At 33.6% G+C, this 17,542-nt stretch carries 15 protein-coding genes; 14 read left to right on the plus strand and 1 reads right to left on the minus strand.

Going from position 1 to position 17,542, the window contains the following annotated elements:
• Positions 1-179: 179 nt before the first annotated feature.
• A complete protein-coding gene (locus K7H06_RS00790; RefSeq protein WP_223038089.1) occupies positions 180-866 on the minus strand; it encodes a BON domain-containing protein in 687 nt (228 codons plus the stop codon).
• A gap of 244 nt (positions 867-1,110) precedes the next feature.
• Between K7H06_RS00790 and cdaA the strand changes: the two genes are divergently transcribed.
• From cdaA to glmS, 14 genes are all read left to right on the plus strand, one after another.
• On the plus strand, positions 1,111-1,932 hold the full coding sequence (gene cdaA, locus K7H06_RS00795; RefSeq protein WP_223038090.1) for a diadenylate cyclase CdaA: 822 nt from the start codon (positions 1,111-1,113) through the stop codon (positions 1,930-1,932).
• A complete protein-coding gene (locus K7H06_RS00800) occupies positions 1,925-3,223 on the plus strand; it encodes a CdaR family protein (protein ID WP_223038091.1) in 1,299 nt (432 codons plus the stop codon). The genes cdaA and K7H06_RS00800 overlap by 8 nt, the downstream gene beginning before the upstream one ends.
• Before the next feature lie 59 nt (positions 3,224-3,282).
• Positions 3,283-5,001: a sigma-54 interaction domain-containing protein gene (locus K7H06_RS00805; protein ID WP_223038092.1), complete on the plus strand. Its 1,719-nt coding sequence runs from the start codon at positions 3,283-3,285 to the stop codon at positions 4,999-5,001.
• A 410-nt stretch (positions 5,002-5,411) separates the two neighbouring features.
• Positions 5,412-6,323 (plus strand): phosphate butyryltransferase, encoded by a 912-nt coding sequence (ptb, locus tag K7H06_RS00810; protein WP_223038093.1) that lies wholly within the window; start codon positions 5,412-5,414, stop codon positions 6,321-6,323.
• Positions 6,324-6,409: 86 nt separating this feature from the next.
• The gene (gene buk / locus K7H06_RS00815; protein ID WP_223038094.1) at positions 6,410-7,486 is read left to right on the plus strand and encodes a butyrate kinase; all 1,077 of its coding nucleotides are present in this window, start codon (positions 6,410-6,412) and stop codon (positions 7,484-7,486) included.
• 11 nt (positions 7,487-7,497) lie between these two features.
• Positions 7,498-8,172: a nucleotide-binding protein gene (locus tag K7H06_RS00820; protein WP_223038095.1), complete on the plus strand. Its 675-nt coding sequence runs from the start codon at positions 7,498-7,500 to the stop codon at positions 8,170-8,172.
• Between the two features lie 20 nt (positions 8,173-8,192).
• Positions 8,193-8,432 (plus strand): 4Fe-4S dicluster domain-containing protein, encoded by a 240-nt coding sequence (locus tag K7H06_RS00825; protein WP_223038096.1) that lies wholly within the window; start codon positions 8,193-8,195, stop codon positions 8,430-8,432.
• A complete protein-coding gene (locus K7H06_RS00830; protein ID WP_223038097.1) occupies positions 8,433-9,494 on the plus strand; it encodes a 3-methyl-2-oxobutanoate dehydrogenase subunit VorB in 1,062 nt (353 codons plus the stop codon).
• Positions 9,494-10,240: a thiamine pyrophosphate-dependent enzyme gene (locus K7H06_RS00835; protein ID WP_223038098.1), complete on the plus strand. Its 747-nt coding sequence runs from the start codon at positions 9,494-9,496 to the stop codon at positions 10,238-10,240. The genes K7H06_RS00830 and K7H06_RS00835 overlap by 1 nt, the downstream gene beginning before the upstream one ends.
• A gap of 1 nt (position 10,241) precedes the next feature.
• Complete coding sequence (locus K7H06_RS00840; protein ID WP_223038099.1) at positions 10,242-10,784, plus strand: 2-oxoacid:ferredoxin oxidoreductase subunit gamma family protein; 543 nt, start codon at positions 10,242-10,244, stop codon at positions 10,782-10,784.
• A 352-nt stretch (positions 10,785-11,136) separates the two neighbouring features.
• Positions 11,137-11,631: a DUF8052 family protein gene (locus K7H06_RS00845; RefSeq protein WP_223038100.1), complete on the plus strand. Its 495-nt coding sequence runs from the start codon at positions 11,137-11,139 to the stop codon at positions 11,629-11,631.
• A gap of 28 nt (positions 11,632-11,659) precedes the next feature.
• Positions 11,660-13,273, plus strand: coding sequence for a carbon starvation CstA family protein (locus K7H06_RS00850; RefSeq protein ID WP_223038101.1), 1,614 nt, complete (start codon positions 11,660-11,662; stop codon positions 13,271-13,273).
• A 151-nt stretch (positions 13,274-13,424) separates the two neighbouring features.
• Positions 13,425-14,771: a phosphoglucosamine mutase gene (gene glmM / locus K7H06_RS00855; RefSeq protein WP_223038102.1), complete on the plus strand. Its 1,347-nt coding sequence runs from the start codon at positions 13,425-13,427 to the stop codon at positions 14,769-14,771.
• Positions 14,772-15,289: 518 nt separating this feature from the next.
• Positions 15,290-17,119 carry a glutamine--fructose-6-phosphate transaminase (isomerizing) gene (glmS, locus tag K7H06_RS00860; RefSeq protein ID WP_223038103.1) on the plus strand — a complete coding sequence of 610 codons (1,830 nt, stop codon included), beginning with the start codon at positions 15,290-15,292 and terminating at the stop codon, positions 17,117-17,119.
• The last annotated feature ends 423 nt before the right edge of the window (positions 17,120-17,542 follow it).

Consider the following 17,542-nt stretch of genomic DNA (forward strand, 5'->3'; position numbering starts at 1 on the left):
GGTTTAGTATGTTCAATTACCTATGAAAAATTGCTACTAGACAAAAAATTATAAAAATTAGGGGATATTTGATTTTATAAAGGACATTTAAAAGAATAACTTGTAGAAAATTTCCTGGGAAATATGACGAATCAAAAAAAATGTCAAATAAAAATGCCCAAAATTTGGGCGTTTTATGACTATTTTCGTAACTTTAGTTTATTGATAACTTTTGTAACACCTTCAACATCCATAGCAATTTCCTTGGCTAGTTCCATTTCATTTCTATTATTCACATAGCCTTTTAATGTGAGTTTTCCGTTGTTTACTGAATGGGCAATATCCATATAGCTTAAAGGTGTGGTACTAAGGGCTTGTGTCACATGACTATTAATGGTCGCATCATCAAATTCTTTCTTAGTAGTAATATGAATATTGTTTACAACATCTTTTATGCCCCGAACTTCAGAGGCAATACCCATGGCAGTATGAGCATCCTTTAGGGTATTTGTAGTACCTAAAAGATTTGCAACACCATCTTCAATTTTTACCCCAACACCAGAAAGCTTAGAAACTCCTTGTAGATGGGTAATGACTTCTTTTTCCATATGCTTGTCGGTAATGTTACTATCCATAGCAACTGTAATTTTATTTTCAATTTTTTGAACGCCTTCGATTCCTTTTGCAATAGATTCAGCATATTTTTTTTCTGATAAAACATCTACCATTCCAGACATGTGAACATATCCATCTCTACAGAATACATTAATATCCATACTGCTTGCCTGCATTTTTTCTTCTAATTGATCTTTAATAGTATCAGTGATCAAATCATCTTTACTAGGTATTTTATTATCTGTTATTTTATTGACACGCTTTTTGACCATAACCACCTATCCTTTCATTTTCTTTTTATTATTTTTCCACAAAATAAGAGAATCATGTAAAGATGTTCTAATATTAAATTTTTGTATCATTGGGCTATTGAATTTAAAAATAGTGTAAAATAATAAATAAGTCTAAAAGTTTAAAAATAAAAATTTCTCATAGGACTTGAAGGGTTTTGATCATCTATATTAGAATAATTAATAGAGATGATTTGTAATATTATTTTTTGAAGAGGTGTTGTGATTGAAAGAAGTAATGGAAGTATTTTTAAATATAGGAATACGAGATGTAATGGATATGGCAATTGTTGCTTTTGTTTTTTATAAACTTTTTATGCTAATTCGTCATACAAGTGCTGAACAGGTACTAAAGGGGTTAGTAGTACTCCTTATTGCAACGAAGGTTAGTGAATGGTCAAGATTATATGCCATAAATTGGATCTTAAAGAAAGCATTAGAATTAGGAATGATTGCAGTGTTAATTGTATTCCAGCCAGAGCTAAGACGTGCTCTTGAACATATAGGAAGAACCAAGCTATTTACAAAATCTATTATGGAAATGTCCCATGAAGATGTAAATGATAATATTGATGAGATTGTAGAAGCAGCCTCCTATCTATCAAGACAAAAAATAGGAGCTTTGATGATTATTGAGAGAGAAACAGGAATCGAAGATATTATTGAAACAGGAACATCTATTCAAGGAAATGTTTCTTCAGGTCTTTTAATTAATATTTTTATTCCTAATACACCCCTTCATGATGGGGCAGTAGTCATTAGAAAGGACCAGATAATGGCAGCGGGTTGTGTGTTGCCCCTTACAGAAAATCCAAATTTAAGTAAAGAATTAGGTACAAGACATAGAGCAGGCATAGGAATCAGTGAAAGATGTGATGCAGTTTCTATTATGGTCTCAGAAGAAACAGGAGCTATATCTGTTGCCATGGATGGAAAACTATCTAGATATTTAGATGGAAAGACCTTAAGGGCTGTACTTAAAAATGCATATAAACCTGAAAATAATAAGCCTTTGTTCAGTTGGAATTGGAGACAAAAACATGAATAACTTATGGAGAAAAATTAAATTTAATATAGAAAATAGTAGATTTTTTAGTAGAAATACAACACCAAAGATGATTTCAATTATTTTTGCTGTGATTCTTTGGCTTTATGTGATGGGAGAAGTAAATCCACAGAGTATTATAGAACTTAATAATGTAGATGTACAGCTTCTTAATATAGAAGACTTGCAGCAGTCTGGTCTTGTGGTGATGGGTCAAAAAGATTTTTCGGTGAATGTGAAAATTAGTGGGAGAAGAAATGAATTATATAAAATTGGTCCTAAAGATATAGTTGTTCGAGCAGATTTAAGAGGATTTCATGAGGGGGTCAATAGTGTACCTGTTGAGGTAAGTGCACCACCTAATGCAGAAATTGTAGACATATCTCCGAAGCAGATTAAGATTACATTAGATGAAATTGTAAAGGCGCAAAGGACGGTGCAGGTACGAGTTACTTCAAAGCCTACTGAAGGTTTTGAGCCTGGAGATGCGTTGGTGTCTCCCCAAAAAGTTGTTATAGAGGGACCAGAGAGTCTAGTGAATACAGTAGCAAAGGTGATAGCAGATGTAAATGTATCTGATCGACAGGAAGATATAATAGAAAGACTGCCCCTTAAGGCTGTCAATCGAGAAGGGAAGGTAGTAAATGGTGTAGAGGTGAAAAATAAATACGCAGATATAACTTTGCCAATACTAAGAATAAAAGAAGTCCCTATTGCTGTATCCTATGAAGGAGTAGCAAAGGAAGGTTTTAAAATAACCAATATTAGATTAAGTCAAGAAAAAGTAATGATTAAAGGAAAAAAAGAAATGATAGAAGATATTAAGCAAATTAAAGGAAAAACAGTGAACTTGAATGGATTAGATAGTACTATTCGAAAGGATATTACTTTAATCTTACCAGAAGGGGTAAATACTAAAGATTTAGATAAAGATCCTACTGTTCTTATAATGGTGGAAGCTATAAAGACTAAGGAGATTTTCTTTAAAAAAGAAGAAATCAATATAAAAGAGGTAAAGGAAGATTATACGATAGATTTAAGTAAGATGCCAGAGACTATAAAGGTTGAGGTAAGGGCTGTAGAGAGTATGTTAGATACAATCAATAAAGAGGATATCAATCTTTATATTAATGGAAGAGATTTATCAGAAGGATTGTATTATGTTCGTATTTTACATGAATTATCTAAAAAAGTTGAGGGAATTAGAGTTGTTCCTGAAGAAGTAGATTTGATCATAAAGAAAAGAGAAATAGTAACACCTATAGATGTAGAAGAAGAATCGGAAGAGTCTTAAATCTAAAAAAACACCTGGAAAAAAAGATCCAGGTGTTTTTGGATAAAAGGAGAAGCGCCATGAAAAGAGAGCTAGAAGTAATATTGGATTCTACCCATGATGCCATGATTGCAGTGGATAAAAATGGAATAATCACTTTATTTAATAAGGCTGCAAAGAAGTTGACAAAGCTTGAAGGGATGAAGATTCTTGGTAGATATATTACAGAAGTTGTAACAAATTCGAGACTTCCCTTTATTTTAGAGACAGGAAAATCAGAGTTAAATCAAAAACAGCCATTAGGGGATATTTCTATTGTTACAAATCGTATGCCCATAAAGGATGATATGGGAAAGACCATTGGTGCAGTAGCTGTTTTTCGAGATATTACAGAGGTTAAAGAATTAGCAGCGGAAATTACTAATTTAAAGGAAATGCAAAGTATGCTGCAAGCCATATTTCATTCAACAGAGGATGCCATATCAGTTGTAGATGAAGATGGGATTGGTGTAATGATTAATCCTGCTTATACGAGACTTACAGGTCTTAAGAAAGAAAAAATTATCGGAGAGATTTGTACAGTTGATATTGCAGAGGGAGAAAGTATCCATCTGAAGGTTTTAAAGAGCAAAATGCCTATAAAGAATGCCAGACTAAAGGTAGGTCCTTCTCGGAAGGAAGTATTAGCAGATGCGGCTCCAATTATTGTGGATGAAGAGTTAAGAGGAAGTGTAGCAGTACTACATGATTTGACGGAGATCAAAAGACTTACCTATGAATTAGATCAAGCAAAAAAAATCATAAGAAAATTGGAAGCAAAATATACTTTTGAGGATATTGTTGGAGAAGATGAACAATTATTAGCTGCTATTGATAGGGCTAAAAAAGCTGCAGTAACCCCTGCAACAATACTTTTAAGAGGTGAGAGTGGAACGGGAAAAGAATTTTTTGCTCATGCAATTCATAATGAAAGCAATCGAAAATATAGACAATTTGTTCGAGTAAATTGTGCAGCAATTAGTGAAAATTTATTAGAAAGCGAACTTTTTGGGTATGAAGAAGGTGCTTTTACAGGAGCAAGAAAAGGCGGAAGAAAAGGTTTATTTGAGCAGGCAAATGGAGGAACTATTTTTCTAGATGAAATAGGAGAACTTAGTTTGAATACACAAGCAAAACTATTAAGAGTATTGCAGGAAAAAGAAATTGTAAGAGTTGGAGGAAGTACTCCTACCAATATAAATGTAAGAGTGATTGCAGCCACTAATTTAGATTTAGAAAGAGCTATAAAGAGCGGTAAATTTAGAGAAGATCTATATTATAGACTCAATGTAATTCCTATCATTATACCGCCACTAAGACATCATAAAAAAGATATTCCATTATTAGTAAAACATTTTATCAAAAAATATAATCAGGAATATGGAAGGTTTGTTCAAGATATCTCTATCAATGCCCTAAAGAAATTAATGGATTTAAATTGGACAGGTAATATAAGAGAATTAGAAAACTTCATAGGTCGTGCCATCATTAATATGAAATTTAATGAGATGATTATAAGAACGAAACACCTTCCTGCTGCTCAAGGAAAAATCCAAAAAGAACGGATTGAGCCTGTAGAATGGTTTGAAGAAAATGATGAAGAGAAGCAAACACTAGAAGAAATTATAAAGATTAGTGAAAAAAGATATATTTTAAAGGTATTAAATGATAATAGTTACAATAAAACGAAAACGGCTAAAGATTTAGGCATATCCATAAGAAATTTATATTATAAGTTAAAGAAATACCATATTGAGTAAAAGCACACAGAAATGTGTGTTTTTTTTATATGCAAAAGTATGCACGAAACATATTGTGTGCATACTTTTGCATGAAATATATTGCATTGAATACTTTATTTCTTTTTTTCATAGAATAAAAATGGCAATAAAAAAATAAGATAGAAAAAAATAAATAGTGAAAAGTTAGTAAATTAAAACACTAGCATGAAAATTAAAACTATAGCAAAAATTACAAAATTTATTACAAGTACGTGGCATGAATCTTGCGATACATAGAATCAATCTTGAAAATATAAAATAGATAATTCGAAAAATTCACACAAATAGAAGGATAATTTACCTACTACAAAGAAATTATCCTAAATATGGATAAAAATAGGAGGTTTTCAACTTAGAGAGATAAAATTTATGAACATGAGGTGAAATAAATGATTAAAAACATGGATGAGATTATTCAATTTGCAAAGATGAGAGGGCCAAAGACTATTGCAGTTGCAGTTGCTGAGGATTTAGAGGTATTAATGGCTGTAAGTAAAGCAAAAAATATGGGGATTGTAGAGGCTATTTTAGTTGGAGATGAAGAAAAAATTGAGAAAATCGCTAAAGAAAATGATATAGACCTTTCAGGACTTGAAATGATCAATAAAAAGGAAATGAGTGAAGCTTGTCTAAAAGCAGTAGAGCTTGTTTCTACTGGTAAAGCCCATATTGTTATGAAGGGGTTAGTAGATACAGCTGTTATTTTAAAAGCAGTCCTTAATCAAGAAATTGGTTTAAGAACAGGAAATGTACTTAGTCATACAGCAGTATTTCAAGTACCAAGTTATGATCGATTGTTCTTTATAACAGATGCAGCCATGAATATTGCACCTAATGTGATGACCAAAAAACAAATCATAGAAAATGCTGTAGAGGTAGCTCATGCATTAGATATAAATACACCTAAGGTAGCGGCTGTTTGTGCAAAAGAAAAAGTAAATCCAAAAATGCAAGCCACCGTAGATGCAAAAGAATTAGAAGAAATGAATAAGAATGAAAAAATAAAAGGATGTATAGTAGGTGGACCTTTTGCCCTTGATAATGCAGTAAGTAAAAGGGCTGCTAAGCACAAAGGAATCGATCATCCTGTTGCAGGTAGTGCGGATATTTTATTGGTTCCCAATATAGAAGCTGGAAATGTTTTATACAAATCCATGGTATTTTTCTCAGATACAAAAAATGCTGGGGTAATTGTTGGGGCAAAAGCACCAGTAGTTCTTACATCTCGTGCAGATAGTGATGAAACAAAATTAAATTCTATTGCTTTAGCGGTTTTGATGGCAGCAAAAAAAGGAAGTTGAGATGGAAAGTCTTATTTTTTAGGGATGTGATGGTATAAGACCCAGGTTTAGGGTTAGAAATAAGATGAAAGGGAGAGAAAAATCTTATGACAAAAACATTAAGAATTCTTACCATTAATCCAGGATCCACATCAACAAAGATTGCAGTATTTGATAATGAAAAATCAATACTTGAGACTACATTAAGACATAGTGCTGAAGAAATCAATCAATACGAAAAAATTTATGATCAATATGAATTCAGAAAACAGGTAATCCTAGATACGCTAAATGAAAATGGCATCAATATTACAAAAATCCATGCTGTTGTAGGAAGAGGAGGACTCTTAAAGCCTATTATGGGTGGTACTTATAAAGTATCTGAAAAAATGCTTGAAGATCTAAGGTTAGGTGTTTTAGGAGAACATGCTTCTAATCTTGGAGGAATCCTTGCAAATGAAATTGCAAAACAGCTAGATATAGATGCGTTTATTGTAGATCCAGTAGTTGTAGATGAAATAGATGATATAGCAAGAATATCAGGAATGCCAGAGCTTGAAAGAAAAAGTATATTCCATGCTTTAAATCAAAAGGCTGTTGCAAGACGTGCAGCGAAAGAGTTTGGGAAAAAATATGAAGAAGGAAACTTTATTGTAGCCCATATGGGTGGAGGGGTTTCTGTAGGTGCTCATCAATGCGGAAAAGTAGTAGATGTGAATAATGCTTTAGATGGAGAAGGACCATTCTCTCCTGAAAGAAGTGGAGGACTTCCTGTAGGAGATTTGGCTAAATTATGTTTTTCAGGAAAAGTAACTATAGAGGAAGTCAAGAAAAAGATCAAAGGAAAAGGTGGACTTGTAGCATATCTTGGAACCAATGATGGTAGAGAAGTAGGAAAGATGATTGAAGATGGAGATAAAAAAGCTGAAGTTGTTTATAAAGCTATGGCTTATCAAATAGCAAAAGAAATTGGAAGCTGTGGCGCAGTATTAAAAGGTGAAGTAGATGCAGTTATTCTAACAGGTGGAATTGCTTATGATAAGGAGTTTGTTAGATGGATTCAAGACCGAGTTTCATTTATTGGTAGGGTAATAGTATATCCAGGAGAAGAAGAAATGATTGCTCTAGCCCAAGGGGGGTTAAGAGTTTTACGAGGAGAAGAGCAGGCAAAAGAATACGTATAAAAGGTGATTTTATGCTAAATGATAAGAGAGTTAAAATTATTATTGGCCACTATGGTAGTGGAAAAACTGAATTTGCTGTAAATTATGCAATAAAGCTTACTGCTTTAGGAAAAAAAGTAGCTTTAGCAGATCTAGATATTGTCAATCCCTATTTTCGAAGTAGGGAAAAGCAAAAAATCCTTGAAGATGTAGGCATCAAAGTTATCGGTAGCAGTATTGAAAGATCCACAGGAGTTGATTTGCCAGCAATTGCAGCATCTGTTCTTCATCCCCTGCAGGATGAAAGCTATGAAGTCATTTTAGATGTAGGTGGAGATGCTGTAGGAGCTAGGGTTTTGGGAAGGTATGCAAATTATCTAAAAAAAGGTAAGTATGATATGTTTGCTGTCCTTAATGCCAATAGACCCCAAACCTCAGAGGTAGAGGGAGCAATTCATCATATAAAAACTATTGAAAGTACTGCAAGAGCAAAAGTTACAGGTTTAGTAAATAATACCCATCTATTAAGAGAAACAACTATAGAAGATGTATTGAGAGGACAAAATTTATCTAAACAGGTTTCAGATCGATTAAATATTCCAATCAAATATATCAGTACATTAGAAAAGGTTTCAAAAGAACTTCCTTTCTCTATGGAAGGAGAGATTTTTCCTATAGAAATGTATATGCGAGAAAGTTGGATGTAAACTTAAGGAGGGTCGAAATTATGGCAAAAGCAAGAGGTAGGGTTTCTTTTAAAGAAAATTTGTGTAAGGGTTGTGAACTATGTACAACAGTCTGTCCCGTAAACATTGTAGTCATGGATCGAGAAAGAATCAATATTAAGGGGTATCATCCTGCTACTGTAAAAGAAATGGATAAATGTATTGGATGTGGAAATTGTGCGACTATGTGTCCTGACGTGGTAATTACTGTTGAGAGAGAAATGAGGAAGGAGGAGGAATAAATGGCAAAAATATTGATGAAAGGCAATGAAGCCATTGCTGCTGCAGCAATTAAAGGTGGATGCAAATTTTTCTTTGGCTATCCTATTACGCCACAAAATGAATTGCCAGAATATATGGCAAGGGAGCTTCATAAAACTGGAGGTTGCTTTGTACAAGCGGAAAGTGAAGTAGCAGCAATCAATATGGTATATGGAGCAGCAGGGGCAGGAGCAAGAGTCATGACTTCTTCATCCTCTCCAGGAATTGCATTAAAACAAGAAGGAATCAGTTATATTGCAGGAGCAGAGCTTCCCTGTGTAATTGTAAACATATCTCGTGGAGGTCCAGGACTTGGTGGTATTCAACCAGCTCAAGCAGATTATTTTCAAAATACAAGAGGCGGTGGAAATGGAGACTATCGATTGCTAGTTTATGCTCCAGCGACCCTCCAAGAAGCAGTAGATTTGACTATGGAAGCTTTTGACGCAGCAGATTACTATAGAAATCCAGTTGTTATCTCAGGTGATGGTATGATTGGACAAATGATGGAGCCTATTGAATTTAAAGAGCCTAAAAAAAGAGATCTTTCTCCAAAGGACTGGGCTACAGATGGAACAAAGGGAGAAAGAGAACCAAATATCATTAACTCTTTAGCATTAGATCCTGCAGAGCTGGAAAAACATAATATTAGGTTACAAGAAAAATATGACTTAATGGAAAAAAATGAAGTTCGCTATGAAGCTTACAATATGGAAAACGCAGAAGTCGTTATTGTTGCTTATGGTACAACTTCAAGGGTTGTAAAAAATGCGATTGCAGCACTAAAGGAAGAAGGAATTAATGTAGGACTTATTAGACCTATTACATTATGGCCCTATCCAATGAAAGCATTTGATCAAATCCCTCATACTACAAAGGCCTTATTATGTGTTGAAATGAGTATGGGACAAATGATCGATGATGTAAAGATTGCCAATAAGGGAAGGCTTCCTGTTCACTTCTATGGTAGAAGTGGAGGAATGGTTCCAGCCCCTGATGAAATCGTAGGAAAAGTAAAGGAAATCTTAGGAGGTGAGAGGTAATGACTGCTGTATTTGAAAGAACAAATGGTTTAAAGGATCTACCTACTCATTATTGTCCAGGATGTACCCATGGGATTATTCATAGATTAGTGGGAGAAGTTTTAGAAGAACTTAATCTGTTAGGAAAAGCCATAGGAGTTGCACCTGTGGGATGTTCTGTACTTGCCTATGACTATTTTAATTGTGATATGCATGAAGCAGCCCATGGACGTGCACCAGCTGTTGCAACAGGTATTAAGAGAGTGCATAAAGACGCGGCAGTATTTACTTATCAGGGAGATGGAGATTTAGCATCTATTGGTGCTGCTGAAATCGTTCATGCAGCTCATAGGGGTGAAAAGATTACTACTATTTTTGTAAATAATGCTATTTATGGTATGACAGGTGGACAAATGGCACCTACAACACTCATCGGACAAAAGGCTACTACAGCTCCCTTTGGTAGAGATAAGAATCATTCTGGGATGCCTTTAAGAGTTTCTGAAATGTTGGCAACCATTACAGGAGCAGTGTTTGTAGAAAGAGTTTCTGTAGATACACCAGCTAATATAAGAAAAGCTAAAAAAGCGATTAAAAAAGCTTTTGAGGTACAGATGGCAGGACAAGGATTTGGTATTGTAGAAGTATTGTCAACTTGCCCTACAAACTGGGGGCTTTCGCCTATAGAAGCTTTAGGTTGGTTAAGAGAAAACATGATTCCCTATTATCCATTAGGAAATTTCCGTACACCACAGGAGGTGAAGTAATATGGCAACACAAGAAATTGTTTGTGCTGGATTTGGTGGGCAAGGTGTTATGTCAATGGGTCAACTACTGACTTATGCTGGAATGATTGAAGGAAAGCATGTTTCCTGGTTGCCATCTTATGGACCAGAAATGCGTGGCGGGACTGCAAACTGTGGGGTTGTCGTTTCTGATCATCCTGTAGGATCTCCTATTGTAACGGATTCAACTGCTGCTATTGTCATGAACCTTCCTTCTCTTTTTAAATTTGAAAAGACCCTTGTAAAGGATGGATTATTACTTGTAAATAGTTCACTAATCGATAAAAAAACATCAAGAGATGATGTGAAAGCTTATTATATTCCTGCAAATGAAATGGCAAATGAATTAGGAAATGGAAAAGTTGCCAACATGATTATGTTGGGGGCATTTTTAGAAATAACAAAAACTGTAAAAATTGAATCTATTCTTGCGGCGCTAAAAAAAGTATTTGGACCTAGCAAAGAGCATTTATTACCATTGAACAAAGAAGCTTTAGAAAAGGGTGCTATGAGTGTAAGAAGCTAAAGATGATGACGAGTAGGAATACTCGTCATTTTTTTAAATACCGTTCATGCAAAATAATTGCATTTCATGTATAAAATAAGGTAGTTTATGTTATTTTAAATACCTTTTATGAAATAAAGGGAAATGATGTATAAAAACACTTTTAAAATTATCAGAATTTTTGTATAATATGTAAAAAGATATTTTTTTTGATTATTGTTTAAGGATAAAGGGTAATTGGTAAATATAAAGTTTTATGTTTTGGCAAGGATATAAACTTTCGTTATCTAGAATAGTATAGGTATAACAAGGGATTTATCCCTATGAAAAAATGAATAATACACATTATTCAAGACTAGTTAGGAGATTGCCTATGAAATATACAGAATATATAGAAAAAATAGAGAAAAAACTAATGGGTCATTTCGATGTTGAAAGAGATTATCAATATAAGGATTTACAAATAGATTTGTATGCAAAATATCATATAAGAAATGAAAAGTATATGGCAACAAAAAAAATTCCTATCTATGCTTTTGAGAACAATGAATATTGTTTGATAAAACATTTTGATGAGTTGACAGAGGAAAAACTAAGAAATTTTATAGAGGTTTTAAAATTATCTGTAGATGATTTTATTCATCCCCATTCAGAGCATATGTCTAGTATGATTACAGGGGTATTAGTAACAGCTAAAGAAGAGAATCAAAAAATACCAAAAATCGTCAGAAAATTCAAATTTCATAAAAGCTTTTCCTTTGGATTGAAAGGATGGGCGGATATAAGATTAGTTTTAGTCCATTTAGGTAGTGGAGATATTATTACCAATAAAAAGGGAAAGGAGGTTGGTGAGGTTTATAAGGTTTAAAAATAAAAAAATATAAAGGAGGATTATTATGAACTCATTATGGTTAATTCTTGTTAGTATCGTTATTTTTAGTATTGCATATGTAACCTATGGTAGTTGGCTTGCAAAACAGTGGGGCGTTGATCCAACAAGGAAAACACCTGCCCATACAATCAATGATGGAGTAGACTATGTGCCAGCAAAAGCACCAGTGCTTATGGGGCATCACTTTGCATCCATTGCTGGAGCAGGTCCAATTGTAGGTCCTATTGCAGCAGCAGTATTTGGATGGGTTCCTGTAATGCTTTGGATTATTATAGGGGGTATTTTCTTTGGAGGTGTACAGGATTATGGTTCACTGTTTGCATCTATAAGGCATGATGGTAAATCTATCGGTCAAATTATCGAAGCAAATATGGGTAAAAGCATGAAGAAATTATTTGCTATCTTTGCATGGCTTACATTATTATTAGTTGTTGCAGCTTTTACAAATATTGTTGCAAATACATTTGTAAGCGTTCCAGCAGCAGCTTCAGCATCTGTATTATTTATCATATTAGCTGTTGCATTTGGATTCTTTGTATATAGAAAAGGTGCACCAATAGGAATATCTAGTGTAATAGGGGTTGCGCTTTTATTCGTATGTATCTATTTAGGAAATATGTTCCCATTAGTATTAAGTAAGAACGTATGGGTTGGGATTTTATTAGCTTATATTTTTATTGCATCTGTAACACCTGTATGGATATTACTTCAGCCTAGAGATTATTTGAACTCATTCTTATTATACGCAATGCTTCTTGGTGCAGTACTTGGACTTGTATTTTATAGACCAAGTATTCAACTACCAGCATTTACAGGATTTACAGCATCTAATGGATGGAATATGTTCCCAATGCTATTTGTTGTAGTAGCTTGTGGTGCTATTTCAGGGTTCCACTCACTAGTTGGTTCAGGAACAACTTCTAAGCAGATGGACAATGAAGCTGATGCAAAACCTGTTGGATATGGTGGAATGCTTATTGAGTGTGTATTAGCAGTAATTGCTATTATCACAGCAGCTTATATTTCAAAGGAAAAGATGGCAGAATTAGCAGCTGCTGGTGGACCTGTAAACGTATTCTCAGATGGTATTGGTGTATTTATGTCGAAGCTTGGAATAGACTATACAGTAGGTAAATCCTTTGTTGCTTTATCTGTATCTGCTTTTGCATTAACAAGTTTGGATACAGGTACAAGACTTGGAAGATTTATATTCCAAGAATTATTTGAAGACCCAACAAAAGAAACACAATCTATCTTAACAAATCGTTTTGTAGCTACAGCTATAACCGTTGTATTAGGTGGATGGTTAGCATTAGGAAGCTGGACTTCAATATGGCCAATATTTGGTTCAGCGAACCAATTACTTGCAGCATTAGCACTTATTACCCTTGCTGTTTGGCTAAAGAACAGTGGCAAGAATTATATGATGTTTGCAGTGCCTATGGTATTCATGTTCTTAGTTACTGTGACTGCATTGTATCAATTGTTAAAAGCAAATATAGCTTCAGGAAATCATATTCTTGTAGGCTTTGCTATATTCTTATTACTACTAGCTGCAGTATTAGCTGTTACAGGAATAAAAATATTGACAAAACCTTCAGAAAAAATCGATGCATAGGAAAGATGGCTTTTGCCATCTTTCTTTTTTTTTAGTAAAATTGAATACAATACTTGAATATGATAAAATAGTATAGATTCACTATTTAAATTTTATCATATAATAATCATAAGAGGAAAAGATAGACTATTTATGAGAGGAGTCTACTCGAATGGGAAAGTTGTTTGGGACTGATGGAGTAAGGGGTATTGCAAATAAAGAATTGACAGCAGATTTAGCATATAAGTTAGGAAGAATCGGAGCATATGTACTTACAAAGGGAAAAAAGAAAGCAAAAATTGTCATTGGTAAGGATACAAGAATATCAGGAGATCTATTAGAATCAGCATTAGTTGCAGGAATCCTATCAACAGGATCAGATTGCTTGTGCGTAGGGGTTGTACCTACACCAGCAGTAGCATATTTGACAAGATATTATGATGCAGATGCAGGCGTTGTTATTTCTGCTTCTCATAATCCAGTTGAATATAATGGTATAAAGTTTTTTAATCAAGATGGATTTAAACTTCCAGATGAAGTAGAAGAAGAGATAGAAGAGATTATCTTAAATCATAAAGAAATAGATGTAAATCCTACTGGAAAAGATCTTGGAAGAAAAATAGAAATTGATGATGCAATCAAGCAATATGCCAACTTCTTAAAGAATACGATTGATGTGGATTTAAGAGGAATGAAAATTGCTGTAGATTGTTCTAATGGTGCAGCTTATGTAGCAGCTCCATCTGTATTATCAGCATTAGGTGCTGAGATAAAAATTATTCATCATAAACCAGATGGACTCAATATCAATTTAAATTGTGGCTCAACACATCCTGAAGAAGTACAAAAGGAAGTTCTTGATTGGGGTGCTGATATTGGATTGGCTTTTGATGGAGATGCAGATCGATTGATTGCTGTAGATGAAAAGGGACAAATTGTTGATGGAGATAAAATCCTTACAATCTGTGGTACCGGGTTAAAGGAAAAAGGAAAACTTCACAAAGATACAGTAGTTGCTACTGTTATGAGTAATATGGGACTTGAAAAAGCATTGAACGAAGCTGGATGTAGCATCACAAAAACAAAAGTGGGAGACAGATATGTTCTTGAAAAAATGAAAGAAGAAGGGTATGTCCTTGGAGGAGAACAATCAGGACATATTATATTCTTAGAACATAATACAACAGGAGATGGACTTTTATCAGCATTACAACTTTTAAGTATTGTAAAAGAGAAAAATCAATCTGTATCAAAGCTAGCAAGTGCCATGACTACTTATCCTCAAGTACTTGTGAATGCAAAGGTAAGTAATGATAAAAAAATGAAATACATGGAAGACACTGTCATCGCAGAGGAAATACAAAAGCTTGAAAAAATAATGGATGGAGAAGGAAGAGTACTTATTAGACCTTCTGGAACAGAGCCGTTAGTAAGAGTTATGCTTGAAGGAAAAGATGTAGAACAACTAAAAAATTTAAGCGAAGAATTAGCAGGAATTATTGAAGAAAGATTGAAATAGATTCACTGAAAGTTAACCTTTTGCATAAAATGTAATAGGAGCAATCTAAAAATCTTGACATTTACTAAGAAAATGATAAGATAAAATGGACTAAACTAAAGTTGAAAATTATTTTGAAATATTAATGCTCCCATAGGGTAGTTGTATCTTGTGGGAGCTAAAAAAATGCTTTGTGAATATAGTATTTTTTCACCTTTTAAATATGGAAAGGGGTGATGGATATAGAAAAAGAAATAATATAAAAATAAAAGCGCCAGAACTTAAAATCTGATCGGAAAAAAGATTTAAGTTGACGAGGACAGGGTTTATCGAAGTTTTCGGCGGATGCCCTGCGGTGTATCACCACCGAGAGAGAGTTTACAAAACCTTTGAGTGATTGAAGGGACAAATAGACTTGGGTGATAAAAAATTAAAATTGTGCGGATTTTATGTAAAAAGGTAGGAAAAATTTTAAAAATTCTACCCATAATATTTTATTGTCAAAAACAAAAAGTTAATAGTTGAGAGGAGATAGAAATATGTGTGGAGTTGTTGGATATATAGGAGAAAAAGAGGTAGCACCTATTTTAATAGATGGATTATCAAAGCTTGAATATAGAGGATATGACTCAGCGGGAGTTGCGATCTTTGATGAAGGAGAAATAAAGGTTAGAAAATTTAAGGGAAGAATGAGTAGATTAGAAGAACACTTAAATAAAGAAAAAATCAAAGGAACACTTGGAATTGGTCATACAAGATGGGCAACTCATGGAGAGCCATCAGATATAAACTCTCATCCACATACAAATTATGCTGGAAACATTGCCCTTATTCATAACGGAATTATTGAAAACTACATGAAGCTAAAAGAATGGTTAATTGAAACCAATGGAGATCATTTTAAATCAGAGACAGATTCAGAAGTAATTGCACACCTAATCGATTATTTTTATGAAGGTGATTTATTAGATGCCGTATATAAGGCAATTGAAAAAATGGAAGGGGCTTATGCAATAGGGGTAATATGCAAAGATGAGCCAGATAAAATTGTAGCAGTAAGAAAGGATAGTCCTCTTATTGTAGGAATTGGAGAAAATGAAAATTTTATTGCATCTGATATACCAGCACTTCTTAAATACACAAGAGATATGTATTTAATTGAAAACGATGAAGTTGTACTTCTTACAAAGGATGAAATAAAAATATTTAATGAATTAAGGCAAGTTGTAAAGAGAGATGTATTCAAAGTTACTTGGAATGCAGAAGCAGCCGAAAAAGAGGGGTATGCTCATTTTATGATGAAAGAAATCAATGAGCAGCCAAAGGGTGTAGAAGAGACACTTCATAGAAGATTAGACAAGGATGATTATATTGAACTTGATGGGATTCAGCTTACAAAAGAGGATTTAGATAAAATCAATAAGGTTTATATTGTAGCTTGTGGTACAGCATATCATGCAGGACTTATAGGAAAATATGCTATTGAAAAGTTTGCAAGGATTCCAGTAGATGTAGAGGTTGCATCAGAATTTAGATATAGAGATCCATTTATAGATGAAAATACATTATTTATTGCAGTGAGTCAATCAGGGGAGACATTAGATACCCTAGCAGCATTAAGAGAAGCAAAAAGAAAAGGTGCAAGAATTTTATCTGTAGTCAATGTAGTAGGTTCATCCGTTGCAAGAGAATCAGACGATGTATTCTATACTTGGGCAGGACCTGAGATTGCAGTAGCATCAACAAAAGCTTATACAACACAGCTTATATCTATGTATTTGATTGCCTTATCTATGGCAATGACAAAGGGAAGTTTAACAACTGAAGAATACGAAATGTATGTTAAAGAATTAAAAGCTATGCCAGAAAAGCTTGAAAAAATATTACAAGATAATGAAGCCATTCAACAGCTTGCAGACGAACAGTTTAACAATGAAAATGTATTCTATATTGGTAGGGGACTCGATGTAGCTGTAGCTGCTGAAGGATCACTAAAATTAAAAGAAATCTCCTACATTCACTCAGAAGCCATTGCAGCAGGAGAACTAAAGCATGGAACAATCGCTCTTATTGAAGAAGGAAGATTAGTAATAGCATTAGCAACACAAGATAAGCTTTATGATAAAATGCTTTCAAATATTCAAGAGGTTAGAGCTAGAGGAGCTTATGTAATCGGAGTAGCAAAACAAGGAAACAAAGAAATAGAAAAATCAGCAGATAAAGTGATCTATATTCCAGATACACTAGATGAACTAAGTCCAATATTAAGTGTTGTTCCACTACAAATTTTAGCATATTATATTGCAGTAGCTAGAGGGTGTGACGTGGATAAGCCGAAGAATTTGGCAAAAAGTGTAACTGTTGAGTAAAAATGCCAAATATAGAAATTTGTTTTGTAATTTTAAAATAAAATTTAATCGTTTTAAATGAAAACTTAAATATAATAATGTGATAGAGGATGAATATTAAAATATTCATCCTTTATTATATTATGGGAGAATTTTTGAGGAGTTATGTAAAAAAATATAGAAGTATTGAAAATTAATGTATGAAACAATAGCTAAAAGAGATTGTAAAACCTAGACTAGATAAAGAGTTACAACAAGAAATTGATGAGATACTTGATAAATCTAGCCAAGAGGAGAGACTAAAGAGAAATGATTGTAGCTATAGATTATAGAGTTGGTTTACATAGAAGTATACAATTTAGATGTTAGGCAACAGAAAGACTTAATGAATATATAGTAAAAGGATTCACAATGAATAATGAACGATTAAAAGAAATGAAAACT

This window comes from Crassaminicella profunda, assembly GCF_019884785.1.
GTDB classification, from domain to species: Bacteria; Bacillota; Clostridia; order Peptostreptococcales; family Thermotaleaceae; genus Crassaminicella; species Crassaminicella profunda.